General features: G+C 63.9%; 20 protein-coding genes. 9 read left to right on the forward strand and 11 right to left on the reverse strand.

All coding sequences use genetic code 11. From position 1 onward, the window contains the following. Positions 1-122: 122 nt before the first annotated feature. Complete coding sequence (locus WBP07_RS10120) at positions 123-698, forward strand: septal ring lytic transglycosylase RlpA family protein (protein ID WP_395390912.1); 576 nt, start codon at positions 123-125, stop codon at positions 696-698. A 1670-nt stretch (positions 699-2368) separates the two neighbouring features. Here the strand turns inward: WBP07_RS10120 and WBP07_RS10125 are convergent. The 6 genes from WBP07_RS10125 to uvrA all read right to left on the reverse strand — a co-directional run bounded on the left by WBP07_RS10125 (position 2369) and on the right by uvrA (position 7619). Beyond that, positions 2369-2662, reverse strand: a complete 294-nt coding sequence (locus tag WBP07_RS10125) for an STAS-like domain-containing protein (protein ID WP_395390913.1) — start codon at positions 2660-2662, stop codon at positions 2369-2371. After that, positions 2656-3543: a hypothetical protein gene (locus WBP07_RS10130; RefSeq protein WP_395390914.1), complete on the reverse strand. Its 888-nt coding sequence runs from the start codon at positions 3541-3543 to the stop codon at positions 2656-2658. The genes WBP07_RS10125 and WBP07_RS10130 overlap by 7 nt, the downstream gene beginning before the upstream one ends. A gap of 250 nt (positions 3544-3793) precedes the next feature. Continuing rightward, positions 3794-3967: a hypothetical protein gene (locus WBP07_RS10135; RefSeq protein ID WP_395390915.1), complete on the reverse strand. Its 174-nt coding sequence runs from the start codon at positions 3965-3967 to the stop codon at positions 3794-3796. A gap of 46 nt (positions 3968-4013) precedes the next feature. Continuing rightward, positions 4014-4196 (reverse strand): hypothetical protein, encoded by a 183-nt coding sequence (locus tag WBP07_RS10140; RefSeq protein ID WP_395390917.1) that lies wholly within the window; start codon positions 4194-4196, stop codon positions 4014-4016. Continuing rightward, the gene (locus tag WBP07_RS10145; RefSeq protein ID WP_395390919.1) at positions 4165-4719 is read right to left on the reverse strand and encodes a hypothetical protein; all 555 of its coding nucleotides are present in this window, start codon (positions 4717-4719) and stop codon (positions 4165-4167) included. Before WBP07_RS10145 ends, WBP07_RS10140 begins: the two co-directional genes overlap by 32 nt. 2 nt (positions 4720-4721) lie before the next feature. Further along, positions 4722-7619 (reverse strand): excinuclease ABC subunit UvrA, encoded by a 2898-nt coding sequence (uvrA, locus tag WBP07_RS10150; RefSeq protein ID WP_395390921.1) that lies wholly within the window; start codon positions 7617-7619, stop codon positions 4722-4724. Positions 7620-8148: 529 nt separating this feature from the next. Between uvrA and WBP07_RS10155 the strand changes: the two genes are divergently transcribed. From WBP07_RS10155 to WBP07_RS10180, 6 genes are all read left to right on the forward strand, one after another. After that, positions 8149-8553, forward strand: coding sequence for a UrcA family protein (locus tag WBP07_RS10155; protein ID WP_395390922.1), 405 nt, complete (start codon positions 8149-8151; stop codon positions 8551-8553). A 444-nt stretch (positions 8554-8997) separates the two neighbouring features. Then, entirely contained in the window at positions 8998-9417 is a 420-nt protein-coding gene (locus WBP07_RS10160) for a UrcA family protein (protein WP_395390923.1), read from the forward strand. A 203-nt stretch (positions 9418-9620) separates the two neighbouring features. Continuing rightward, positions 9621-9983: a hypothetical protein gene (locus tag WBP07_RS10165; protein ID WP_395390924.1), complete on the forward strand. Its 363-nt coding sequence runs from the start codon at positions 9621-9623 to the stop codon at positions 9981-9983. 140 nt (positions 9984-10123) lie between these two features. After that, complete coding sequence (locus tag WBP07_RS10170) at positions 10124-10546, forward strand: VOC family protein (protein ID WP_395390925.1); 423 nt, start codon at positions 10124-10126, stop codon at positions 10544-10546. 145 nt (positions 10547-10691) lie between these two features. Further along, the gene (locus tag WBP07_RS10175) at positions 10692-12164 is read left to right on the forward strand and encodes a DUF4403 family protein (RefSeq protein WP_395390926.1); all 1473 of its coding nucleotides are present in this window, start codon (positions 10692-10694) and stop codon (positions 12162-12164) included. 112 nt (positions 12165-12276) lie between these two features. Next, on the forward strand, positions 12277-13209 hold the full coding sequence (locus WBP07_RS10180) for a zinc-binding alcohol dehydrogenase family protein (RefSeq protein ID WP_395390927.1): 933 nt from the start codon (positions 12277-12279) through the stop codon (positions 13207-13209). A 12-nt stretch (positions 13210-13221) separates the two neighbouring features. Here the strand turns inward: WBP07_RS10180 and WBP07_RS10185 are convergent, their stop codons facing one another. Both WBP07_RS10185 and WBP07_RS10190 read right to left on the reverse strand, forming a co-directional pair. Continuing rightward, positions 13222-14898 (reverse strand): hypothetical protein, encoded by a 1677-nt coding sequence (locus WBP07_RS10185; protein ID WP_395390928.1) that lies wholly within the window; start codon positions 14896-14898, stop codon positions 13222-13224. Positions 14899-15042: 144 nt separating this feature from the next. Next, positions 15043-16383, reverse strand: coding sequence for a cytochrome P450 (locus WBP07_RS10190; RefSeq protein ID WP_395390929.1), 1341 nt, complete (start codon positions 16381-16383; stop codon positions 15043-15045). Between the two features lie 279 nt (positions 16384-16662). On the opposite strand from WBP07_RS10190, the gene WBP07_RS10195 reads away from it, so the two are divergent. Next, positions 16663-17121, forward strand: coding sequence for a hypothetical protein (locus tag WBP07_RS10195; protein WP_395390931.1), 459 nt, complete (start codon positions 16663-16665; stop codon positions 17119-17121). Positions 17122-17128: 7 nt separating this feature from the next. After that, positions 17129-17770: a trimeric intracellular cation channel family protein gene (locus WBP07_RS10200; RefSeq protein WP_395390932.1), complete on the forward strand. Its 642-nt coding sequence runs from the start codon at positions 17129-17131 to the stop codon at positions 17768-17770. Positions 17771-17869: 99 nt separating this feature from the next. Here the strand turns inward: WBP07_RS10200 and WBP07_RS10205 are convergent, their stop codons facing one another. The 3 genes from WBP07_RS10205 to WBP07_RS10215 all read right to left on the reverse strand — a co-directional run bounded on the left by WBP07_RS10205 (position 17870) and on the right by WBP07_RS10215 (position 21093). Then, on the reverse strand, positions 17870-18208 hold the full coding sequence (locus tag WBP07_RS10205) for a hypothetical protein (protein ID WP_395390933.1): 339 nt from the start codon (positions 18206-18208) through the stop codon (positions 17870-17872). Positions 18209-18369: 161 nt separating this feature from the next. After that, positions 18370-18798 (reverse strand): hypothetical protein, encoded by a 429-nt coding sequence (locus WBP07_RS10210; RefSeq protein ID WP_395390934.1) that lies wholly within the window; start codon positions 18796-18798, stop codon positions 18370-18372. A gap of 132 nt (positions 18799-18930) precedes the next feature. After that, positions 18931-21093 (reverse strand): prolyl oligopeptidase family protein, encoded by a 2163-nt coding sequence (locus WBP07_RS10215; protein ID WP_395390935.1) that lies wholly within the window; start codon positions 21091-21093, stop codon positions 18931-18933. Positions 21094-21131 lie beyond the last annotated feature (38 nt).

A 21131-nucleotide genomic window follows, 5' to 3' on the forward strand; every position in this document is an offset into this window, starting at 1 on the left:
AGATTCGGCCTTCCGAATCCTTTCAACATGTTAACGACATAGGGCGGTCCGTTGCCAAAGTGCGACGGGCCGCTTTTCCATGGGTCCTCAAGGCGATGAACTGCCTGTAGGAGTCCATCCCCATGACGGGGAAGCAAAACCAACCGCCTAAAGCTCGCGCCAAGCGCCTCGGCTTCGTTCTTGCGACGGCCGCGCTTATCGCAGCTCCTGCCTCTTCGGCGATTGCCGAGGGGCGACTGGCCAAACTGCCGGGCTCTGAGCCCGTTGCCGCGCAAGCGCCGATCGTCGCGCCGGTGGCCATGGTGCCGCCCGCCGCGCTGACGCCGCCTCCGGCCGCCCTGCCCGCCAACCCGCTTACCGATGCCATTCAGGCCGATGAGCAGGATTTCGAGACCATCGGCTCCGGCATGGCCAGCTTCTACGGCCGCGAACTCGCCGGCAACCGCACCGCCAGCGGTGACCGTTTCGACCCGACGCAGCTCACCGCCGCACACCGCACGCTGCCGCTCGGCTCGCAAGTGCGCGTCACCAACCCGGCCAACGGCCAGTCGGTGATCGTCACCGTCAACGATCGCGGCCCGTTCCATTCGAACCGCCTGATCGACCTGAGCAAGGCCGCCGCCGACAAGATCGGCATCTCCCGCGCCGGTTCCGGCAAGGTAGAGATCGCCGTCCGCGACGAGGACGACGACAACTGATCGCCGCTTCCGCGTCCTGCTGCTTGATCCTGAGGGGTTAGGCCGACGCGGTATCGGAGGGGGGTGGGGGAAGCACCGCGCCGGCCTTCACCCAATAGAACATCGCCGCGGGCATCCGGTTCCCCAACCGTCGCATTTTTTTGCGCCCGCCCGGCCCGCTCCCGTTGACACAGTTGACACGGTCCAGCGGAAATCGGCCAAGCCCTTTCCGCCCCCGCCTCAACCGGCCCGCAAAGCCCCGCCACGCCGAGCGCATCACCGGCGCAGCAAGGCCCATCCATCGACTTGAACTCAACCGGACCACCCGCCTCCGGGCACCGCTCCACACCCTCCTCTAACACCGCATCCACCGCCGCGAAGGCCCGCGCCTGCCAGCCGTCCCACTCGGCCGCCGCCACCGCCCGGCACTCCGCCTGCCCCAGATCGGGCGCGTCGCCCACGTCCTCCCCGGCATCGACCGCATCGAGCCAGGCCTCCCGCTCGGCCTCCGCCAGCGCATCGCCCAGCGCCGAGACATAGTCCGCCCGCTCCGGCGGCAACACCGCGTCCCCCAGACCTTCACGCGGAACACCCGCCAGGACCATCTCGCCCGGAGCCTCCCCCGCCAGCAGCGCCAGAACCTCGTCAAAGCGCGCGGCATGCGCGCCCGCCACGGTCTCCTCCGCCGCCCGGTCGAGCCGCGCCAGATGCGCCAGCAACAGCCGCGCATCGAACCGCCGCCGCACCGCCACCTGCTCGCCGTGGTAGAACACGGCCTCCTCCACCCCATCGAGCGCCCGCGTCGCCAGCACTTCCTCCACATGCGCCCGCGCCAGCACCAGAGCCGCCGCCCACCCCTGCGCGAAAACGTGGTCCCGCCGCCGAAGCATGTAGGCCGACTGCCGGCTCATCCCCACCCGCACCGCCGCCGAGCGCACATCGCCCTTCTCTGCAAGATGATGCAGAAACCGCACCTTGCGCCGAACAGACCACCCATTGTGAGAGTCCTCCCCGGCACGGGGAGGGGGACCATCCGCAGGATGGTGGAGGGGACTCGCCCCATCCCCAAACGGCAGATCGACAGCCCCCGAAGAAGAAGCCAAAATGCGAGGGCCATCGCCCTCGCGCTCCCCAAACCTTCCGTGAGCGCCCGACAACCCCGAAGCGCCCTGCCCGCTGGCAAAATCGTTGCCCCGAGCCTCAGCGCCGTAATCGCTCCCAGCGTCACCAACACTAACACCGCCGCCTAGACAGCCGCCGCCGCCCAACCCCTCACCATCGGCCCAGCCCTCGCCACGAGACTGGCACCTTCCGTCTGACCAGCCCTTCCCGTCAGCGCCGCCGCCTCCGTCAGACCAAGCCTCCCGGCCAGACCAGCCTTCCCCGTCATCCCAGCGAAAGCTGGGATCGCCCTCAACCAAGCGCCGAGTTCTCGGAAAGGACTCCCCCGGCAACCCGATATCGCGAGAAGCAGGAATCCACCCCCGCCCGGCAGCGGTGGGATACGAAGATTTTGAATGGTCGGACATGGTTCACCCCCAAGACTGGAGCCAAGGCCCCGACGCAGCCGCGCCGGGGTGAACCGGATCATTTATCGCATGTGGGGATGTGTAGGAAAATGCCGCCAAGACGAAGTGCGGAGCGACGCCCCATCACAGAGCCAAAAGACGCTCAGCGGCGATGCTATCGCTTCAAAATCCTCGCGAATTCGACTGGCTATTATCCAGGCACCGGCGGATCATCCCCGCAATCTGAGATGTCACATCAGTTATGACCAACCGCGCCGACAACTCTTCACGGGAAAATTCCCTAAAGAGCGCCACAACTGATGCATTCACGAAAGATGACGGAACATCCGATATTCCAGAAAATGACAATTTCACTACATCATTATTCTTTAAAGCCTCACGGACGGCGTCAGCCACCATCGCGCCTTCTGCAGACGTATTGCAAGCCCCTACGATGTTCAGAATGCGTATTACCATTCGAAGTCTGCCCTATCATCGTCATCACCGACGAAGAGACGTGTATCTAACTCAATTTCGATTAGAGTGCCGGGATAAAGCCCCGAACCGCGTCCTCTGTGCTGCTGCATCCTGCCACGATTATCACAACGACAAGTGAGATTTCCAGTCAGAGAATGAAGACGCACGACGCCGCCATTGGCCAGCACGGTGTCAACGAGATAGCTTAAGCCTGCCCCCATGTTGTTAGGCTGGCTCTGCGCGGTTACGCCATTCTTTGTGGCATGCAGAATTGCCTCAAAATCAGACATCGGACCGTAACGATTGCGTATCGTATTTGGAATCCCCTCCCCAAAATCCGACGTTATTATTTTTATATTTTTAGTATTTGGATAATGTTGGGCATGGACAAATCCCGTACTAACCTTCGAATGATCAGCAATATTATTCAAAACCTCTTTTACACACGTCCTTATACTAGCAACTTGCCCATATCCAACACCAAGAGTCCACTCCAGCCATGGACTCAACCTTCTCTCAACCCACGAAAATGACTGCTGCTGCTGAATATGAATGCAAGGAACAGTGGTATCTCTAACTTTCGCACTCGACCGCACCTGACATTTCGCATATTTCAGGAAAAATCCGCAATCATCAAGATATTGCACAGCATGATTGTTTGGGTGATTAAATCTCCTAAATCTAACTTCCACCCCTTTACTGGCAAGCCATCCAATAGAATTAGAAAGTACAGTATAACCGTTACCGTCAATAAAATTTAATTTTTCAAAATCAAATACGACGACATCATCCAAAGGTTCCCCGCTAAACCCCACTATTTGAGAAGTAAATTTACTTACTGCATTCATCTGAAAATTCTGAGGTAAATTTACTACCAGCATAGGAACCTACGAAGCTTAATTACGAAAATCGCCGATTCTGCAAAAATTGCAAATTCTCAACGGAGATCGAAAGCACACCACCATCAAGGCATCAAGACACTTCGAAGTCATGTCGATGAAAATTATTTAACCTTTAAAAAGGCTATAACGGAGATTTTCCAGCTTCTCCTGCGGAGTATTTCGAATAACGGCGACGCACAGCCAGGGAGAAATTTCAGAATTACAGCTAAAATCGGAACTCAAGCCGGCCTCACTTCCCCGCCTCAAGAACGGCTTTCAGATAATGCCCGGTGAAGGACTTCTTCACCTTCACAATATCCTCCACAATCACCTGACCGCCACGGACGCAGCCCTCTGGCCCCACGACGATGATCCAGTCGACGGCCTTGATGGCATCGAGGTTGCGCTCGATCACCACCGCCACCAAATTGCCCTGCTCGCCAAAAGGGTGGAGCAGGGTTCGCCGTCAGCTACCAATCAGCGCCGGTCTTCGCGATTTCATCAAGCAGCGCTTGCTTCGATGCAGTCCGACGCTTGCCATTATTGCGGGGAACGCGGATTTCAGGCGCACTGACGCGACGGCAGGCGATGGTCTGCGCCAGAGCTTCGAGCGTCAGCGGCTCACGCTTCGTCTGCAAGGTCTTGAAGGCCATACCTGCCTACTGTTTCCTCTGAAATCCGCCTTTCCATATAGGCCATGTCCAGACCGTCGCAAAGCGCGTAGAGTGCGCGGGCCTGCCCCAGCATTTCCGGCGCACTGCCAGAGGCGTATTGCCCCATTCGGTCGGCAATGATGTCCTCGGGCGCGATAATCGCAACCGCACCATCCTCGCCCAGTTCCAGCACGCGCACCATGGCGCGATCCGCTAGGCCGCCCAGCAACGTGTCGGATACGACCTCGAAACCCATACCCAACTGCGGATGTATCCAGCCGCGTGTGCTTTTGCCGGGGCCGGAGGGACGCTCGAAACCAAAACGCGCCAAGACGCCTTCCAGCAGGTCCTGCCGGCCGCAAATCAAATCGAAGTCGCCCGTGGCGATCTGCCCTTGGGTGTAGACCTCCACCGCTGCGCCACCGACCAGGATCGGTGGGCGATGACCCGCCTCGTCCATGGCCATGCTGACACGCGCGAGAACGCGCAGGGCATCCTCGAACTGCGCGCGCCAGCCTGCCACAATCACTTCCCCAGAAGCGGCTTCAGATAGTGCCCGGTGAAGGACTTCTTCTCCTTCACGATATCCTCCGGCGTGCCCTCTGCAATCACCTGACCGCCACGGACGCCGCCTTCTGGGCCCATGTCGATGATCCAGTCGGCGGTCTTGATGACATCGAGGTTGTGCTCGATCACCACCACCGAATTGCCCTGCTCTACCAAGCGGTGGAGCACTTCCAGCAGCTTGCGCACGTCCTCGAAGTGGAGGCCGGTGGTCGGCTCGTCCAGAATATAGAGCGTCTGCCCGGTGGAGCGGCGAGCTAGTTCCTTGGCGAGCTTCACGCGCTGCGCCTCACCGCCGGACAGCGTGGTCGCCTGCTGGCCAACCTTGACGTAGCCGAGGCCGACTTCGTTCAGCATGTGCATCTTGTCGCGGATCGGGGGCACGGCCTTGAAGAACTCCTCCGCGTCCTCGATCGTCATGTCCAGCACGTCGGCGATGGAGTGGCCCTTGAACTTCACTTCCAGCGTTTCGCGGTTGTAGCGCTTGCCGTGGCATTCCTCACACGTGACGTAGACGTCGGGCAGGAAGTGCATCTCGATCTTGATCAGGCCGTCGCCCTGGCACGCCTCGCACCGGCCGCCCTTGACGTTGAAGCTGAAGCGCCCGGCCTTGTAGCCGCGCGCCTCGGATTCCGGCAGGCCGGCGAACCAGTCGCGGATCTGGGTGAAGGCGCCGGTGTAGGTGGCGGGGTTGGAGCGCGGGGTGCGGCCGATCGGGGACTGGTCGATCTCGATCACCTTGTCGCAGTTTTCGAGCCCGGTGATCCGGTCATGCGCCCCGGCGACCACGCGCGCGCCGTTCAGCTGACGCGCGGCGCCGGCCTGTAGCGTATCGATGGTGAGCGAGCTTTTGCCCGATCCGGACACGCCGGTGACGCAGCAGAACGTGCCGAGCGGGAATTCCGCCGTGACGTTTCGCAAGTTGTTGGCGCGGGCGTTCTCCACCACGATCTTCTTGCCGTTGCCCTTGCGGCGCTCGGTCGGCACCTCGATCTTGCGGGTGCCGTTGAGGTAGGCGGCGGTGAGGCTGTTCTTGCTCTTCAGCACTTGCTTCAGCGTGCCTTCGGCCACGACTTCGCCGCCATGGACGCCGGCGCCGGGGCCAAGGTCAACAATGTGGTCTGCCGTGCGGATCGCGTCCTCGTCATGTTCGACGACGATCACGGTGTTGCCCAGGTCGCGCAGGCGCTTCAGCGTTTCCAGCAGCATGTCGTTATCGCGCTGGTGGAGGCCGATCGAGGGTTCGTCGAGCACGTAGAGCACGCCCGACAGGCCCGAGCCGATCTGGCTGGCCAGGCGGATGCGCTGGCTCTCACCGCCTGACAGCGTGCCGCTGGTACGGTCGAGGTTGAGGTAATCAAGCCCGACGTTGTTGAGGAAGCCCAGCCGCTCGTTGATTTCCTTGAGGATGGCCTTGGCGATCTGCTGCTGCTGGCTGGTCAGCTTGCCCTCAAGCTCCCCGAACCACGCGAAGCCGTCCGCCACGGAAAGGCGCGCGGCATCGGCAATGTCGCTGCCGGCGATCTTAACCGAGAGCGCCTCGGGCTTGAGGCGCTTGCCCTCGCACGTTTCGCAGGGCTGCGCGGTCTGGAACTTGGACAGTTCCTCGCGCATCCAGGCGCTGTCCGTCTGGATCATGCGGCGGTTGAGGTTGCCGATCACGCCTTCGAACGGCTTGTTGACGGTGTATTCCTTCTTGCCGTCCTTGAACGTCAGCGGCACGGCCTTGCCGCCGGTGCCGTAGAGGATGACGATCTTCAGCTCGGTCTGCAGTGCGTCCCACGGCGTGGTGAGGTCGAACCCGAAGTGTTCGGCCAGGCTGGAGAGCACCTGCATGTAGTAAGGCGAAGGCGGGTTTGACTTGGCCCAGGGCACGATCGCGCCCTGCTTGAGGCTGAGATGCTCGTTCGGGACCACCAGTTGCGGGTCGAACAGCAGCTTCTCACCCAGGCCGTCGCAGGCCGGGCACGCACCCTGCGGCGCGTTGAACGAGAACAGGCGCGGCTCGATCTCCTCGATCGTGAAGCCGCTGACCGGGCAGGCGAACTTTTCGGAGAAGACGATGCGGTTGGGCGGCAGGCCGGCGCCCTTGAGGTTCTTCTTGCCCTTCCCTTCGCTCTCACGGCCCGGCACGACACCGTCGGCAAGGTCGATATAGGCCAGCCCCTCGGCCAGCTTCAGCGCCTGTTCGAAGCTGTCGGCCAGGCGGGTCTGGATGCCGTCCTTCACCGCGATGCGGTCCACCACGACTTCGATGTCGTGCTTGTACTTCTTGTCGAGCGCGGGGGCGTCCTCGATGGCGTAGAGTTCGCCGTCGATGCGGACGCGGGTGTAGCCGGCCTTCTGCCACTCGGCCAATTCCTTGCGGTACTCGCCCTTGCGGCCGCGCACGACCGGCGCGAGCAGGTAGGCGCGGGTGCCTTCGGGCAGTTCCATCACCCGGTCGACCATGTTGGAGACGGTCTGCGCCTCGATCGGAAGCCCGGTGGCGGGCGAATAGGGAATGCCCACGCGTGCCCAGAGCAGGCGCATGTAGTCCCAGATCTCCGTCACGGTCGCCACGGTGGAGCGCGGGTTGCGACTGGTAGTCTTCTGCTCGATCGAGATCGCGGGGCTGAGGCCGTCGATATGCTCGACGTCCGGCTTCTGCATCATCTCCAGGAACTGGCGCGCATAGGCCGAGAGACTCTCGACATAGCGGCGCTGGCCTTCCGCATAGATCGTGTCGAACGCAAGGCTGGATTTGCCCGAGCCCGAGAGGCCGGTGATGACGATCAGCTTCTCACGCGGGAGTTCGATGTCGAAACCCTTGAGATTGTGCTCACGGGCGCCGCGGACGGTGATGTGGGAGAGACTCATGGGGGACGTATGTTCCAGATTTGTTCGCAATGCGCAAGGCAAGGCGCATGGCAGGCCGCAATTCCGGAAAGCCATGTGGGAACGCCCGCCCCGATTGCAACGCAGGCGCAAAAATCCACCACATGCCGTTCGTCGGGGAACCGATGTCGTCTATCGGCCGACAAATGCCGTTCACCGATCCGTTAGTTTGCAGACTTGAAAATGCCATACTAATGCGCAATAACGACACTGCCCGATAAAAGTATGGACTCGCCCTTTGCTTTAATGCCGATCTCTCTGTGAAAGAGTAGATGACCGGCTCCGAAGATCAGCCAGGGCCACCGTAGCGGGTTTAACGCCTTATAGTATCGATAGAATTGACTGTGGGGATTACCGCGAGGCAGGCGCGCGCCAAGTGCCTGCAAGAGAGGGATTCTTTTAAAAAACCGCACATTTTCAGACCGCACAGGGTCGTCGCAGTGCGTTCGGTATCGCGGAACGGGAGGTTTCGCGGGCGACGGGCTGCGTCCTTGAAGGAGGAGTACCCGAAATGTCCAGGAATTCCATGATAGCCGCCGCCATCCTGGCCGGAGCCACGCTTGGCTTTGCCGCATCGGCCGTGGCCGACGAAGTCGTCGTCAAGAATCCGGTCATCGATCCAAGCGTGCCGCGCGTTCTGGTCCGTTACGACGATCTCAACCTCGAGACCCAGGCCGGGCGCGATCACCTGACAACACGGCTGGATTCCGCGGTTCGCACCGTCTGCGGAAAGAACGTGGACGTGCGCGACCTTGACGAGTTCGCATCGATGATGGGCTGCCGCGACGATTCCAGCCAACGCGCCTATGCCGCGCGCGATCAGGTCTTCGCGCAGTATCTGGCGGCACGCGCTCAGGGTCAGACCCTGGCCGCTTCCGCCATGCCGCAGACGCTGGCCGTGTTCGCCCGGCGGTGACTGTTGCCTCCAAAGCCCGGCTTCGGCCGGGCCGGTGGGGCGCATCAAAATCAGGGCGGATTGGAACTTTCGGCAAGCCCTCCGCCATGATGGCAAACGGCCACGTACAGGAATCGCCGATCGTTGAAATTACTTATCAACACCTCATGATAACTTTTCTTACGTGATATCTATATTTCAACAACTGGAAATAGACTGTTAAAACGGCTGTTCCACGGAACACCGGTACGGAAGAAATTTGTCTTTGCCCTCCTGCCGAAGAAGCGGAAGGCGCAATATCCGGAAAGAATGGCAAGGCGGTTAGCATACGGGACCGCCCCCAAAGACAGATACAACGACACGATAAGCGGGAACGCGCCTGCGGCTCCCGCAGGCGGCGCCGACAGGGTCGCTCGACTTCAACCACCGCGCCGGGCCCTGCCCGGACCGACCGGAGATACGAGCATGACGCATATCGACATTCGCAATACCGTGACTTTCGCTGCCCCGTTTGCGCTGCTTTGCGCCGCGCTGGCCATTCCCTCACAGGCGGTCGCCCGTCCATCAGACGATGGCGGAACCGAGGCCGTAACCATGGTCGATGGAAACCGGCCGACCGAGCAAGTCTTCTACACCGATCTTGACCTGGATTCGCCGCAGGGACGCGCGCAACTGGATGCGCGCATCGAAACGGCCGTGGGCCATGTCTGCGGCACCGCCGACATCCGCGACCTGCCTGCCTATGCCGACATGCGCAACTGCCGTGACGAAAGCACCCGGCAGGCCTTCGCCACCCGCGATACCGTGCTCGCCGATCGTGATCGGGACGGGCGCGTGGCGGTCCTGGCCGTTGCCCGCGATACCTCCCAACATCGCGCGCGCTGACGAACCGGACCGACGACGGGATCGCCGCTCCCTCCCCGTGGGCGGCGATCCCGGTTCGGGCCCCGGTTCCCGCTGAACACCTCCTCTCGCCGCAGACGCGGCACACTCCACCCCCGCACTCCACCGTTCGTCGCATAGCCTTTGCGCGCGTTTCCCGCCCGCGTCAGAGCTTCGCCAACAACACCTCAGGGATGGAGAATTTGATGAGGGGGTCGCGTATCCTTCTGGCGCTGAGCGCGCCGGCTTTCGCTTGTGGAATCCTGGCCGCCGGTCCGGCGCATGCCGACGATCCCAGCGACCCGACGATGACGCCGCAGGCCATTGCGCGCGATCGCGCCATCATCCGCAAGCTCAACCAGGACCAGCTCGCCTCTGTCCGCAAGCGCGACGCGCAATATGCCGAGGGTTGGAAAGCCTACAAGGGGCAGCGCGGCGAGGAGCGCGGCGGTGACGACAGCGATGCACGCAATTATGCCGAGGCGCGCCGCCAGTACGACGCCGACCTTGCCCGGTGGCGGCGCGATGTCGCGGCCTGCCGCGCCGGCGACTATTCACGCTGCCGCTGAGAGCCGTTCAAACGAACGGCAGGCGGCGGCCTTCGCGGCGCCGGGGCATCGTACCCGCGCCGCCCCCTCGGGGGACGCGCCCGTCCCCCTTTTCCCATTTGCCGTGACAGGCACCAGCAATCGCAGGTAAGCCCGGCAGCATGAGCTTGCGCCCCTTCCACCTCGCCTTCCCTGTCCACGACCTTGATGCCGCACGGGCCTTCTGGGGCGGCCTGATGGGCTGCCGCGAAGGGCGCAGCAGCGCGCATTGGGTCGATTTCGACTTCTACGGGCACCAGATCGTCACCCATCTCGTGCCGGACATGGCGCGCGGAGACAGCGCCTCCAACCCGGTCGACGGCCATGGCGTGCCGGTGCCGCATTTCGGCGTGGTGCTGGCCATGGAGGATTGGGAGGATCTGGCATTGCGTCTGCGCGAAGCCGGCGTCAGCTTCGGCATAGAGCCCTATATCCGCTTCGCCGGACAGGCGGGTGAGCAGGCAACCATGTTCTTCCGCGATCCTTCGGGCAATGCCATCGAGATGAAGGCCTTTGCCGACCTCGGCCAGCTTTTCGCCACCTGAGGGAGGCGGGACGCGGGATTTCCTCCCGGCGTTTTCACCTCCATCCGATGCGGAAGGCGGGAAAACCCGATGCCGCGGCGCTGGAACCACCCCCGCTTCTCGCTTATTCATGGCTGGACGGAACCGAGGCCCGACCCGAGGTGAGATGAAGCCAGGACGCATTTCCTCCGCCCTCATCCTGCTGGCACTGATGCCGGCCGGATGCCATCGCCAGGCCGAGGAAGCGCCGCCCCCGCGCGCCAACGACGCCATCGTGATCGAACCGCAAGCCTCGCTGCTGACGGTGCCCGTCGATGCCGATATCTCCGCGCTGGGCCCCGCGCTGGAGCGGGAAATCCCCCGCACGCTATGGTCCATCGACGAGACCGGCCTGGAATGCCTCCCCTCGAAGAAGGTGAAGCTTGCCTTCGTCAAGCTGAAGACCCCCAAGATCAAGTGCGACATCGTCGGAGAGGCGCGGCGCGGCCCCCTGCGCTTCACCGGCACCGGGCGCGAGGTGGTCTTCACCATGCCGATCACCGCCCAAGTCCAGGCGCGCGACATCGGCGGCGTGCTTAAGCGCGAGACTGCAAACGCGCGGGCCGAAGCGAGAGCGCGGGTCAGCCTCGACATGACGCCCGACTGGAAACTGCGCGGCAAGGTGACCATCACCTATCGCTGGATCGACAGCCCCCATCTCGACTTCCTCGGCCGCCGGATCGATCTTTCCAAACCGGCGGACAAGAAGCTGGCCCCGATCGTCGCGGGGCTGGAACGGCAGCTGGGCGCGGAACTGGCGAAAATCTCGGTGCGGCCGACGATCGAGAAGGCCTGGGCCGCCGCGTTCACCTCTCTGGAGCTGAACCACCGCAACCCGCCGGTGTGGATGCGGATCACTCCGCAGGAAGTGCAGTATGGCGGCTACATGCTATCGGGCCATCGCGTCCAGCTGCGGCTTGGCCTCAAGGCGCTGACCGAGACCTTCGTGGGCGACCGGCCTGCCGATCCGGCGCCCACGGCCCTGCCCGCGCTGCGCCGGATGAACGGAGAGGCCGGGCGCATCGCCTTCTTCATCCCGGTAATCGCGGACTATCGGGAGCTGGAGCCGGTGCTGCTGAAGGCGTTGGTCAAGCGCCAGCAGCGGCCTTTCGTGGTTTCCGACCTCGGCACCCTTCACGCGGAATTCCGCAAGGCGACCATCTACGGCACCACTGGCGGGCGGATCGCGGTGGGTATCGAGCTTTCGGTCTGGGGAGCGAAGGGCTACCTGAAAAAGTCCAGCGGCACGGTCTGGCTGACCGCCAAGCCGTCCAACCAGCCCGATTCCCGCAAGGTGGAATTCACCGAGCTTCATGTCGGCGGCGGCACCGACATGGTGGGCAGCAAGCTGCTGCTGGGATTCGCCAATGCACCCGAACTTTCCGCAACGCTGGCGGATGCGCTGGGGCAGAACTTCGAGAAGGATTTCCAGGACCTGCTCGGCAAGATCCACCGCGCGATTGCCGAAAAGCGGGCAGGCAAGCTGCTGATCCGTGCCGAAGTCACGGAGGCGCACACCGGCACGATCCGCGCGGCGGGACAGGGCCTTTACCTGCCGGTACGGGGAAGCGGCATCGCCACGGTGAAGCTTGCGGAATGATCGGCGCCGCGCAAGTTCCTTCATACGAAAGACGCAACCCTTTGTATGGACACGAAGGGGCGTATACCATATTCGCGACCGACATCCCCCCAGCCATGACCAGAGGCATACGTTGAACGCGGTTTTCCAGCATGGCGGCAATGGCAGAATCGCCCTCCGCTATGCTGCTGCGCCGCGCCCGGCCATTGCTGCCGATACCGTGCTCATACGCGTGGAACTGGCCGCACTGGAATGTGTCGACATTCACCAGATGGTGACGCTGCCCGCGCCGGTACCCAGCGCGATACCCGGCTGCCAGGCTGCCGGCACCGTGGAGGCGACCGGTTCCGCAGTCACCCGCTTCGCAGTGGGGGACCGGGTGGTCGGCCATCATCCCGGCGGTGCCTTCGCGGAATTCTTCGCGGTTCCCGAAGCGACGGTCTGGCACTTGCCCGAGGGGATCGACCCGGCTTTCGCCGCCGCCGTTCCCCATGCCTTCGCCTCGGCGCATGCGACGCTTTTCGGGAAAAACGGCGTAACGCCCGGTCAAACCGTGCTCATCAACGGCGTCACCAGCGCGACCGGGCTGATCGTCCTGCAACTGGCCGCGCGGGCCGGGGCGCGGGTCAGCGGCATCGCCACGAATACCTCGCACCGCTCCGACCTGGGCGACTTCGGCCTCTCACGCCTGATCGACAAGTGGGACGAGGATGTCATTGCCGCGTGCCTCGACGCAACGCAGGGCCATGGCTTCGACATCATCGTCGATACCGGCCTGGATGCCGACTATGCCACGCTCTCGCGCCTTGTGGTCAACGGCGGCCGCTATGCCAGCTTCCACGCCAGCGATCATCAGGCCACGCGGTTCGACCTCCTCCCCATCGCCCCCGCCGCGCCGATGGACGATCCCTCGATCCACGGCCTGATCGACGAAGCCCTGCTGCGCGTGGCGCGTGGGGAACTGCAGATCCCCGTCGAATACGAATTCGCCCTGTGCGAAGCGGACGAGGCCTGGAGCTTCATGATGCGCGGCGGCGTCTACGGCCGCGTGGTGATGCGGCCGTAGCGACGGAAGGGCTCAGACGCTGTCCGGATAGATCGGGCGAATGTCCACGGGCAGCGTTCCCATGGCCTTGATCACGCGCTCCGCATCGGGATCCAGCTTCGCCCAGCGATCCATGAAGGCGATCGTGCCGGCATAGTCGCCGCGCGCCTGCAGCATCAGCATGTCGTGCAGCAGATCGCGCAGGCCCGCTTCCATCTTCGCGTCGTCCACCGTGAAGCGCTGCGTCGCCGGGTCGTAGGTGAAGGCCCCCTTGGCGCGCAGATAGCCGTATTGCAGCGCCGCGCCCTTGCCATGCGCCTCCACCGCGCCGAAGCGCACCGCGCGGAACACGCCGACCATGTAGGTGGCGAAAAGCTGCGGCTTCTCCGCAACCGGAAGTTCGCCCTTCTGCATCATCAGCAGCAGGTCCCACACGCCGGCGACATCGGCCTTGGCTTCCTCGATCGCGGAGTTCTGCTCCTTCAGCGCCTTGTCCACCGTGGTCTTCTCGCCATTGACCACGATCGTTCCCGGCCCGAGGCTGTGGGACAGTTCGTGGAACAGCGTTTCCAGCTGCATGTACTTGCGATCGACCAGCCCGGCCTGCGCGGGCACCAGCACCAGCGCCCCCATCGGCTTCAGGATGAGGTCGAACTTGGCGCCCAGCACGTTGGAAAGGATCACCTTCTTCGCGCCCTTCGCCTCGCGCACGCGCTCGTCATTCGGCAGGTTGAAGGCGATGGTCTGCGGTCCCGGCACATTGTCGCCGCCGCCGCGCACCTGCTCGGCCACGGCGATCGGGCTGGCGAAGCCGCGCTGGAAGTTCTTGTATTCGTCGGGGATCGGCAGGTTCGCTTCCATGTCGCGCAGGAACGCCTTGTACTTGGCGAGCTTGGCCGATTCCTCGGGGTCCTTCAGCGTCACGAAGCTTTCGAAAGAAGCCTTCGCGCCCATCAGGCGGTCGGTATAGACCTCGTACGGTCCGATCGCCGGTTCGATCGGCGTGCCCTCGATATCCATCCACGCCAGTTCGCTTTCGAAGTAGTCGTCGGTGCGCAGGGCCTTGGCGCGCAGGCTGAGGAACTTCTTCAGGCTGGCGTTGCTGGTCCGCGCCGCCGCCTGGTCCAGCAGCTTGGCCGCCGGCTCCAGCCACTGCTTGTAGGCCTGCGAGTACGGCACCGCGACCAGCTTGTCGCCATCGCGGCGCACCACGGTATAGGCACTGGTGAGCGCTGCCTTCTGGTCCGGATGGGCCGTGAGATAGGCCTCGAACTCCTGCCGCGTCAGGTCTTCCGGATAGAAGCCCGCGCCTTCCGGCATCGGCTTGTCGCCCCAGAACGGGTGGAGATCGGCCAGTTCGTCCCAAGGGCCGAAATTGCGATCGAACATCTCCACCAGCAGGTCGCGATCCGCCCGGCGGTTCATCGAAATCGCCTGACGGACCTGCGGATTTTCGACATAGCGCTGGCGCAGGTAGATATCGCTGAACAGGTCCGAAACCTTGATCAGCATGTTGACGACGTCGCGCTCTTCCGGCGTCAGAAACTGCGTGTCGACCTTCATGTGCACGGTCGCCAGCTTCGCCTTCTGCGCGGCAAGATCGTAGGCAGGCGCGGCCGCCTGCGCCATGGCGGGAGCCGCCTGCAGGGCACTGGCGGCAAGCAGCAGCGGAACGAGGGCAAGACGGGTGGCGGATTTCAGGCCGGACATTGGGGGGAAGCCTTTCGGATCTGTTTTCACGCAGACCCTAGCCCGGCGGAAGCGAGGAGAAAAGCCGGACGCAGAGTTGCCTTCCCATGTGCACTTCCCATGCGCGCTTCCCATGCGCGCTTTCAAATCGGCACCGCCCCCCTCCTACAGCGGATCGAACTCCAGATGGAGGCTGGCCAGCGCCCGGAGGACATACGTAGGCTCGTACTGGAAGCGCCATTCTCCCTCCCGCCCGTGATGCGCAGGGGACAGGCGGATATTGCCCATCCGCGCCAGCAGCCGCTCTATGCTGGTGACCACTTCGCGCCGGGCGAGCGGTGCGCCGATGCAGGTATGGGCACCGCGACCGAAAGCGAGGTGTTCCTTGATCCTCGGCCGGTCCATGTCGAACGTGCAGGGATCGGGAAAGCGTGCCGGATCGCGGTTGGCCGCCATGTGCGACATCAGCACCGCCGTGCCCGCCTTGATCTCCATCCCGCCCAGCGTGGTGGTCTTCTGGCACATGCGGCCGCCGCTTTTCACCGAGCCGTCGAAACGCAGCACTTCCTCCACGAACGCGGCGATCCGTTCCGGCCGGTCGCGCAGTTCCTGCTGGATGTCGGGCCGCGTGGCGATGACCTTGAAGGCGTTGGCGAGCAGACGGTTGGTGGTGTCCTGCCCCGCCCCGAACAGGAAGGCGGCCAGGCTGGTCAGGTCCACCAGGGTCGGCTTGCGGCCATCGGGATAGCGCGCCTCCGCCAGTTCGGAGAGGATGTCCTGCGAAGCCAGCACCCCGCGCAATGGGCGCATCAGCGGGTGCAGCGCCAGACGGCGCTGGGCGATCAGCTTGAACAGGTCCTTGCCCACGCCGACCAGCGGGTTCTTCAGCATGTCCTCCTCGCTGGCGTCCATCGGCACGGGGATCGCGCCTTCCAACAGGGTGCGGAACTTCGCGCGCGTCTTTTCGGAAAGGCCCAGCAGATCGGAAATCACCAGCGCGCCGTAAGGGCCGCCGTATTGCAGCACGAGATCGACTTTCCCATCGCGATGGAACTCATCGATCAGGCCCTCGGCGGTGGCCAGCAGCTTGGGCTGAAGTTCCTTGAGCCGGCTCGGCGTGAACAGCCGCGCCAGGATCGAGCGCAAATCGGCATGGCGCGCGCCGCTTTCGGTCACCACCTGATCGGCAAAGGCGATCTGCTTGCGGTGCGCCTCCAGCGTGTCGGTAATGTCGTCGCCCTGCGGGGTGAACGGCAGTTCGGCCAGCGGCCCGGTGACGCCGTTGATCGAGGAGAAGTGCTCGGTATCCAGCATGACCTGCACCGTCTCGTCATAACCCGTCACCGCCACCGCATTGCGATAGGGTAGCCGCACAACCGGGCCCTGCGCGCGCAGGTAATCGAAATAGGCGTGGGGATCGTCCACCAGCGAGACGTCGGTGTACCAGTCTGCGGTTTCGTAAGGCGTGATGGGCTCAGGGGCAGGATTGGGCACTGGGTTGAGCACGGCGAAACATCTCCCGATTTATGATCCTATGTGTATCACATTAGGTAAGATGGTCAAACGCCCGTTGCTGTGATATCGCCCCGGCATGGCCAGCACCGCCCTCCTCATCCCGCAACGCAATCGCCGCCCAGGCGAAAGCGACCGGGCATGCGCGCGCGGCAGGTAGGGCCACCACCCTAACCAACCCTTTGTGCGACATGGCCCGGCCCCTTCGGCCGGCGCGCCATGGCCCGCGTGCTTGCCGTTGGAGCCGGGTCTCCAGACACAGGAAACCCAACGATGAAGACCGATACTCCCTTCGATGACGAGACGATCGAGCGCGTGGCCCACGGCGTTCTCGACACCACATGGCCCTATGCCGAATGGAGCCACGCGGCGCATTTCGCCGTCGCGCTCTGGCTGCTGCGCCATGCTGACGTGCTGGCCGAGCATGGCGGGATCGAGGCGGTGATCCGTCGCTACAACCGCGCCGTGGGCGTGCCGGAGAGCCCGACGCGCGGCTTCCACGCGACTATCACCGAGGCCTCTATGCGCGTGGCCGCGCTGGAACTGGCGCGCCACGGGCCGGATGCGCCACTGTCGCGCGTGCTGGGGGCGATCATGGATTCGCCGCTCGGGCGCTCTGCCTGGCTACTCACCCACTGGAGCGAGGCGCAGCTGATGAGCGTGGAGGCGCGCGCGGCGTGGATCGAGCCCGATCTGGCACCGCTTCCCGAACTTCACGCATCCGGTCTATGATGCTGACATGCCGATGATAGTTCCGCCCCTTGCCCCCGCCCTGCCCCCGGCGATCGACTTGTTCGGGATCGCCGTATTCGCGCTGTCCGGCGCGTTGACGGCGGTGCAGATGCGCCAAACCTTCGTCACCGCCGCTTTCTTCGCGCTGATGACCGGCGTGGGCGGCGGTACCTTGCGCGATCTGCTGATCGGCGCGCCGGTGTTCTGGGTGCGCGATCACTATGTTGCACCCGTTTGTCTGGCGGTGGCGCTGCTGGCGTGGTTCACCCCGGTCCGCTGGTGGCAAGGCCGCCTGCTGGAATGGGCGGACGCGCTGGGCCTGGCCGTCTACGCGGTGTTCGGCACCATCAAGGCGCTGGCCTGGGGCGTGCCCGCCGTGCCCGCGATCCTGATGGGCGTGGTGACCGGCTGCGTCGGCGGCATCATCCGCGACGTGCTGGCCGGGCAACCCTCGATCCTGATGCGGCCGGAGCTTTACGTGACTGCCGCCGCGCTGGCGGCCTCGCTGGCGGCGCTGGGCATCGCGCTGGGACTGTCTGCGGGGCTGAGCTGGGCGCTGGCCGCGGCGGCCGGCTTTGCGCTGCGCGGGGCGGCGATCCAATGGTCGCTCGGCCTGCCCGCCCATATCGGTCCGGAGGACGAGGCCTAAAGCGTTTTCCAATCAGGTGGATTCACCTGATGACTCGGAACACGCGGCAAACCAAAATCTTGGAGCAGTTGATCCGACGCAATCAGATCGGAAACTGCTCTAGACCCCGGGTATCCCATCGAAGTCGAGGCCGGCGATCTTGCCCTGCTGAACCGTGCAATTCAGGGTGCCGCGCAACGGGCCTTCCCCGCGACCGGCCGGGCCGCCGCCGGAAACGCTGACCCAGGACTCCAACGCGTAGCCTTGGTCCTTATGCTCGATCTGTTTGAGACCAACGATCTGAACGCCTTTGTACTCCGCGCCTTGCAGCGCCTTTTCGGCGGCGGCGGCACACATATGAGCGGCCTGACGGGAACTGACGCCGAAGGCATCGCGGCGGTTGTCCAGACGCGGATCGTTGGCGAAGCGATCTCCCTGTGCCAGCGCAGCGGCAGGCAACAGAGCGAGTATCAGGGCTATCAAAGGTCTCGCGGTCATCGATCGGGCTCCTCGGGGGGATCGGGCAACGATCATGGCGGAGGCGCTTGCAGTGAAGCGCGCCCCGCCATTTTCCGTGCTTTCACCCGTGAATTCAAGCCCGCACCGGGTCGGCGTACCGCTTACAGGCCCCGGATGCCCTTGAAATCGATGCCGTAGACGCGGCCGCGCCAATCGACCTTGCATTCGAACGTGCCCGAATCCCATCCGCGCATGTCGGCATTCCAACCGCGATAGTCACGGCCCCAGCCCTGGCCATAATCGGGATCGCCCCGGTGCCACGAGCGGCCCATGGCGTTCACGGCAATGCGGCCCTTGACCTTGTAGCCATAGTCCTTGCGGTCGACGCTGCGGATGTCCGTCACCCGCGCCCGGCCGCCGTAGCTGTAGCGATTGGCCGTCCGCTCCGCCGCCGCGCTGCACTGGCCCGCCGCATCGCGCGATCCGCCCCGGCCGTATCCCAGCGCCGCAGCGGGAACCGCCGAGAGCGCCAGCACGCCCACAGCCAGTATGCCCGCCATCCGGCCCGATGCTGTTGCGAAGATATTCATGACTTGCCTGTCCCACTTCCCGTTTCGGGCCCGATGCCCGGTGACGTGGTCGAGACTAAGTCCCTGGACTTGTGAGCATCCTGAACCGTAACGACAGCCACGGTTCAGGATTTTACCTCACTACCTGAACGATTACTCGGATGCCGGCTTCAGGCCCGTCCATTGCGCCATGAACGCCAGCACATCGGCGTTTTCCTCGATCAGCTTGTCGGTCGGCTTGCCCGAGCCGTGGCCTGCGCGCGTGTCGATGCGGATCAGGTGCGGCTTGTCCCCCAGCGATGCGTGCTGGAGCGCGGCGGCGTACTTGAACGAGTGGCCGGGCACCACGCGGTCGTCCGTATCCGCCGTTGTCACCAGGATCGCCGGATAGGCGGCGCCGTCGTGGATGTTGTGATACGGCGAATAGGCGCGCAGCACCTTGAAGTCCGCCTCGCGGTCCGGATAGCCGTAATCGTCCACCCAGTAGCGGCCGGCCGTGAACCGGTCGAACCGCAGCATGTCCATCACGCCCACTTGCGGCACGGCGGCAGCGAACAGGTCAGGCCGCTGGTTGGTCACGGCGCCGATCAGCAAGCCGCCGTTGGACCGGCCCTGGATGGCCAGCCCGTCCTTCGCGGCGATGCCCTGCTCCTTCAGGTACTCGCCCGCCGCAATGAAGTCGTCGAAGACGTTCTGCTTGTTGGCGCGGCGGCCCGCGTCATGCCATTCGCGCCCGTACTCGCCGCCACCGCGCAAGTTGGCCATGGCATAGGCGCCACCCGCCTGCACCCAGGCCATCGTCGTCGGCGAATAGCCCGGCGTCAGCGCGATATCGAAACCGCCATAGCCGTAGAGAAGCGTCGGCACCGGCTTGCCCGATGCCGCCACGTCCTTGCGGCGCACCAGGAACATCGGAATGCGCGTGCCGTCCTTCGAGGGATAGAAGCGCTGCTCCACCACGATATCGTCGGGCGAGAAGTCCATCTTCGGCTCGGCAAAGACCTCCGACTTGCCAGTCCGCATGTCGAGCCGGAAGATCGACGCAGGGCGATTGAAGCTGGAGAACGAATAGAACGTCTCCGGATCGCCCGGCTTGCCGTGGAAGCCCGATGCCGTGCCGATCCCGCTGAGCGCCAGCGACCGCGCGGTCTTGCCGTCCAGAGACAGGATCTCTGCATGGCTGGAGGCATCGCGCATGTAGTTGAGCACGAGGTTGCTGCCGATCACGCCCGCGCGTTCGAGGATATCCTCGCGCTGCGGCACCACTTCCGCGAAAGCCGGCGCCTTCTGCGCGAGATCGATGCTGACAAGACGGTAGCGCGGCGCGTTCTGGTTGGTAACGAACCAGAGCCGCTGGCCCGCCCCTTCGACAAGACTCCAATCGTCCTTGAAGCCGGTGACGATCGGTACCGCCTGCCAGCCCTTCGTCTTGCGCGCCGCAAGGTCGATCACGTGGATGTCGTTGCGCGCATCGGTGCCGATGGTCGAAGCGATGATCGCCAGGCGGCCATCCTGCGTTACCCGGGCGGTATGGCCGTACTCGGGATGGTCCGGCGTTGCGTAGACCAGTTCGTCCGCCGATTGCGGCGTGCCGATCCGGTGATAGTAGATGCCCTGGTTGTAGTTGCGGCTTTGGAAGGTTTCCCCCTCCTTCGGCGCCGGGAAGCGCGAATAGAGGAAGCCCTCTTCGCCGATCCACGACAGGCCGGAGAACTTCACCCAGCGCAGCTCGTCGCTCGTGACCTTGCCGGTGTCGACATCCAGCACGTGCAGAATGCGCCAGTCGCTGCCGCCATCCTGCACGCTGTAGAGCAGGTAGCGGCCCTTGTCCGAAGGCTCCCAGCTATCCAGCGCCGTGGCGCCGTCCTTGGCCCAGGCATTGGGATCGAGCAGCAGGCGCGGCGTGCCGGTCAGGCCATCGCGCACGAACAGCTGCGACTGGTTCTGCAGGCCCGAATTGCGTGTGTAGAAGTAGCGCTTGCCAGCCTTCTGCGGCAGGCCGAAGCGCTCGAAGTCGGTCAGCGTGCTGATGCGCTTCTGGAACCACGCGCGCTGTGGCAGCGACTTCAGGTAGGTTTCGGTGAAGGTGGACTGGCGCGAAACCCAATCGGCCACGTCCGCATCATGGCGCACGTCGGCTTCGAGCCAGCGATAGGGATCGGCGATCTTCTCGCCGAACAGCGTATCCACCACGTCGCCACGGCGCGTTTCGGGATAGGTGATCGGCTTGTCCTGTGCCGAAAGCGAAGTGGCCGCAAGAAGCGCCATGCCGAGAGCCCCGCCAAGAAGCCCGTTACGGCCGGCCAGACGCACCATGTTATTCTCCGAGAATGAAAAAAGGCGGCTGCGAGCCT

The organism is Novosphingobium oxfordense (assembly GCF_044029435.1).
Taxonomy (GTDB): domain Bacteria; phylum Pseudomonadota; class Alphaproteobacteria; order Sphingomonadales; family Sphingomonadaceae; genus Novosphingobium.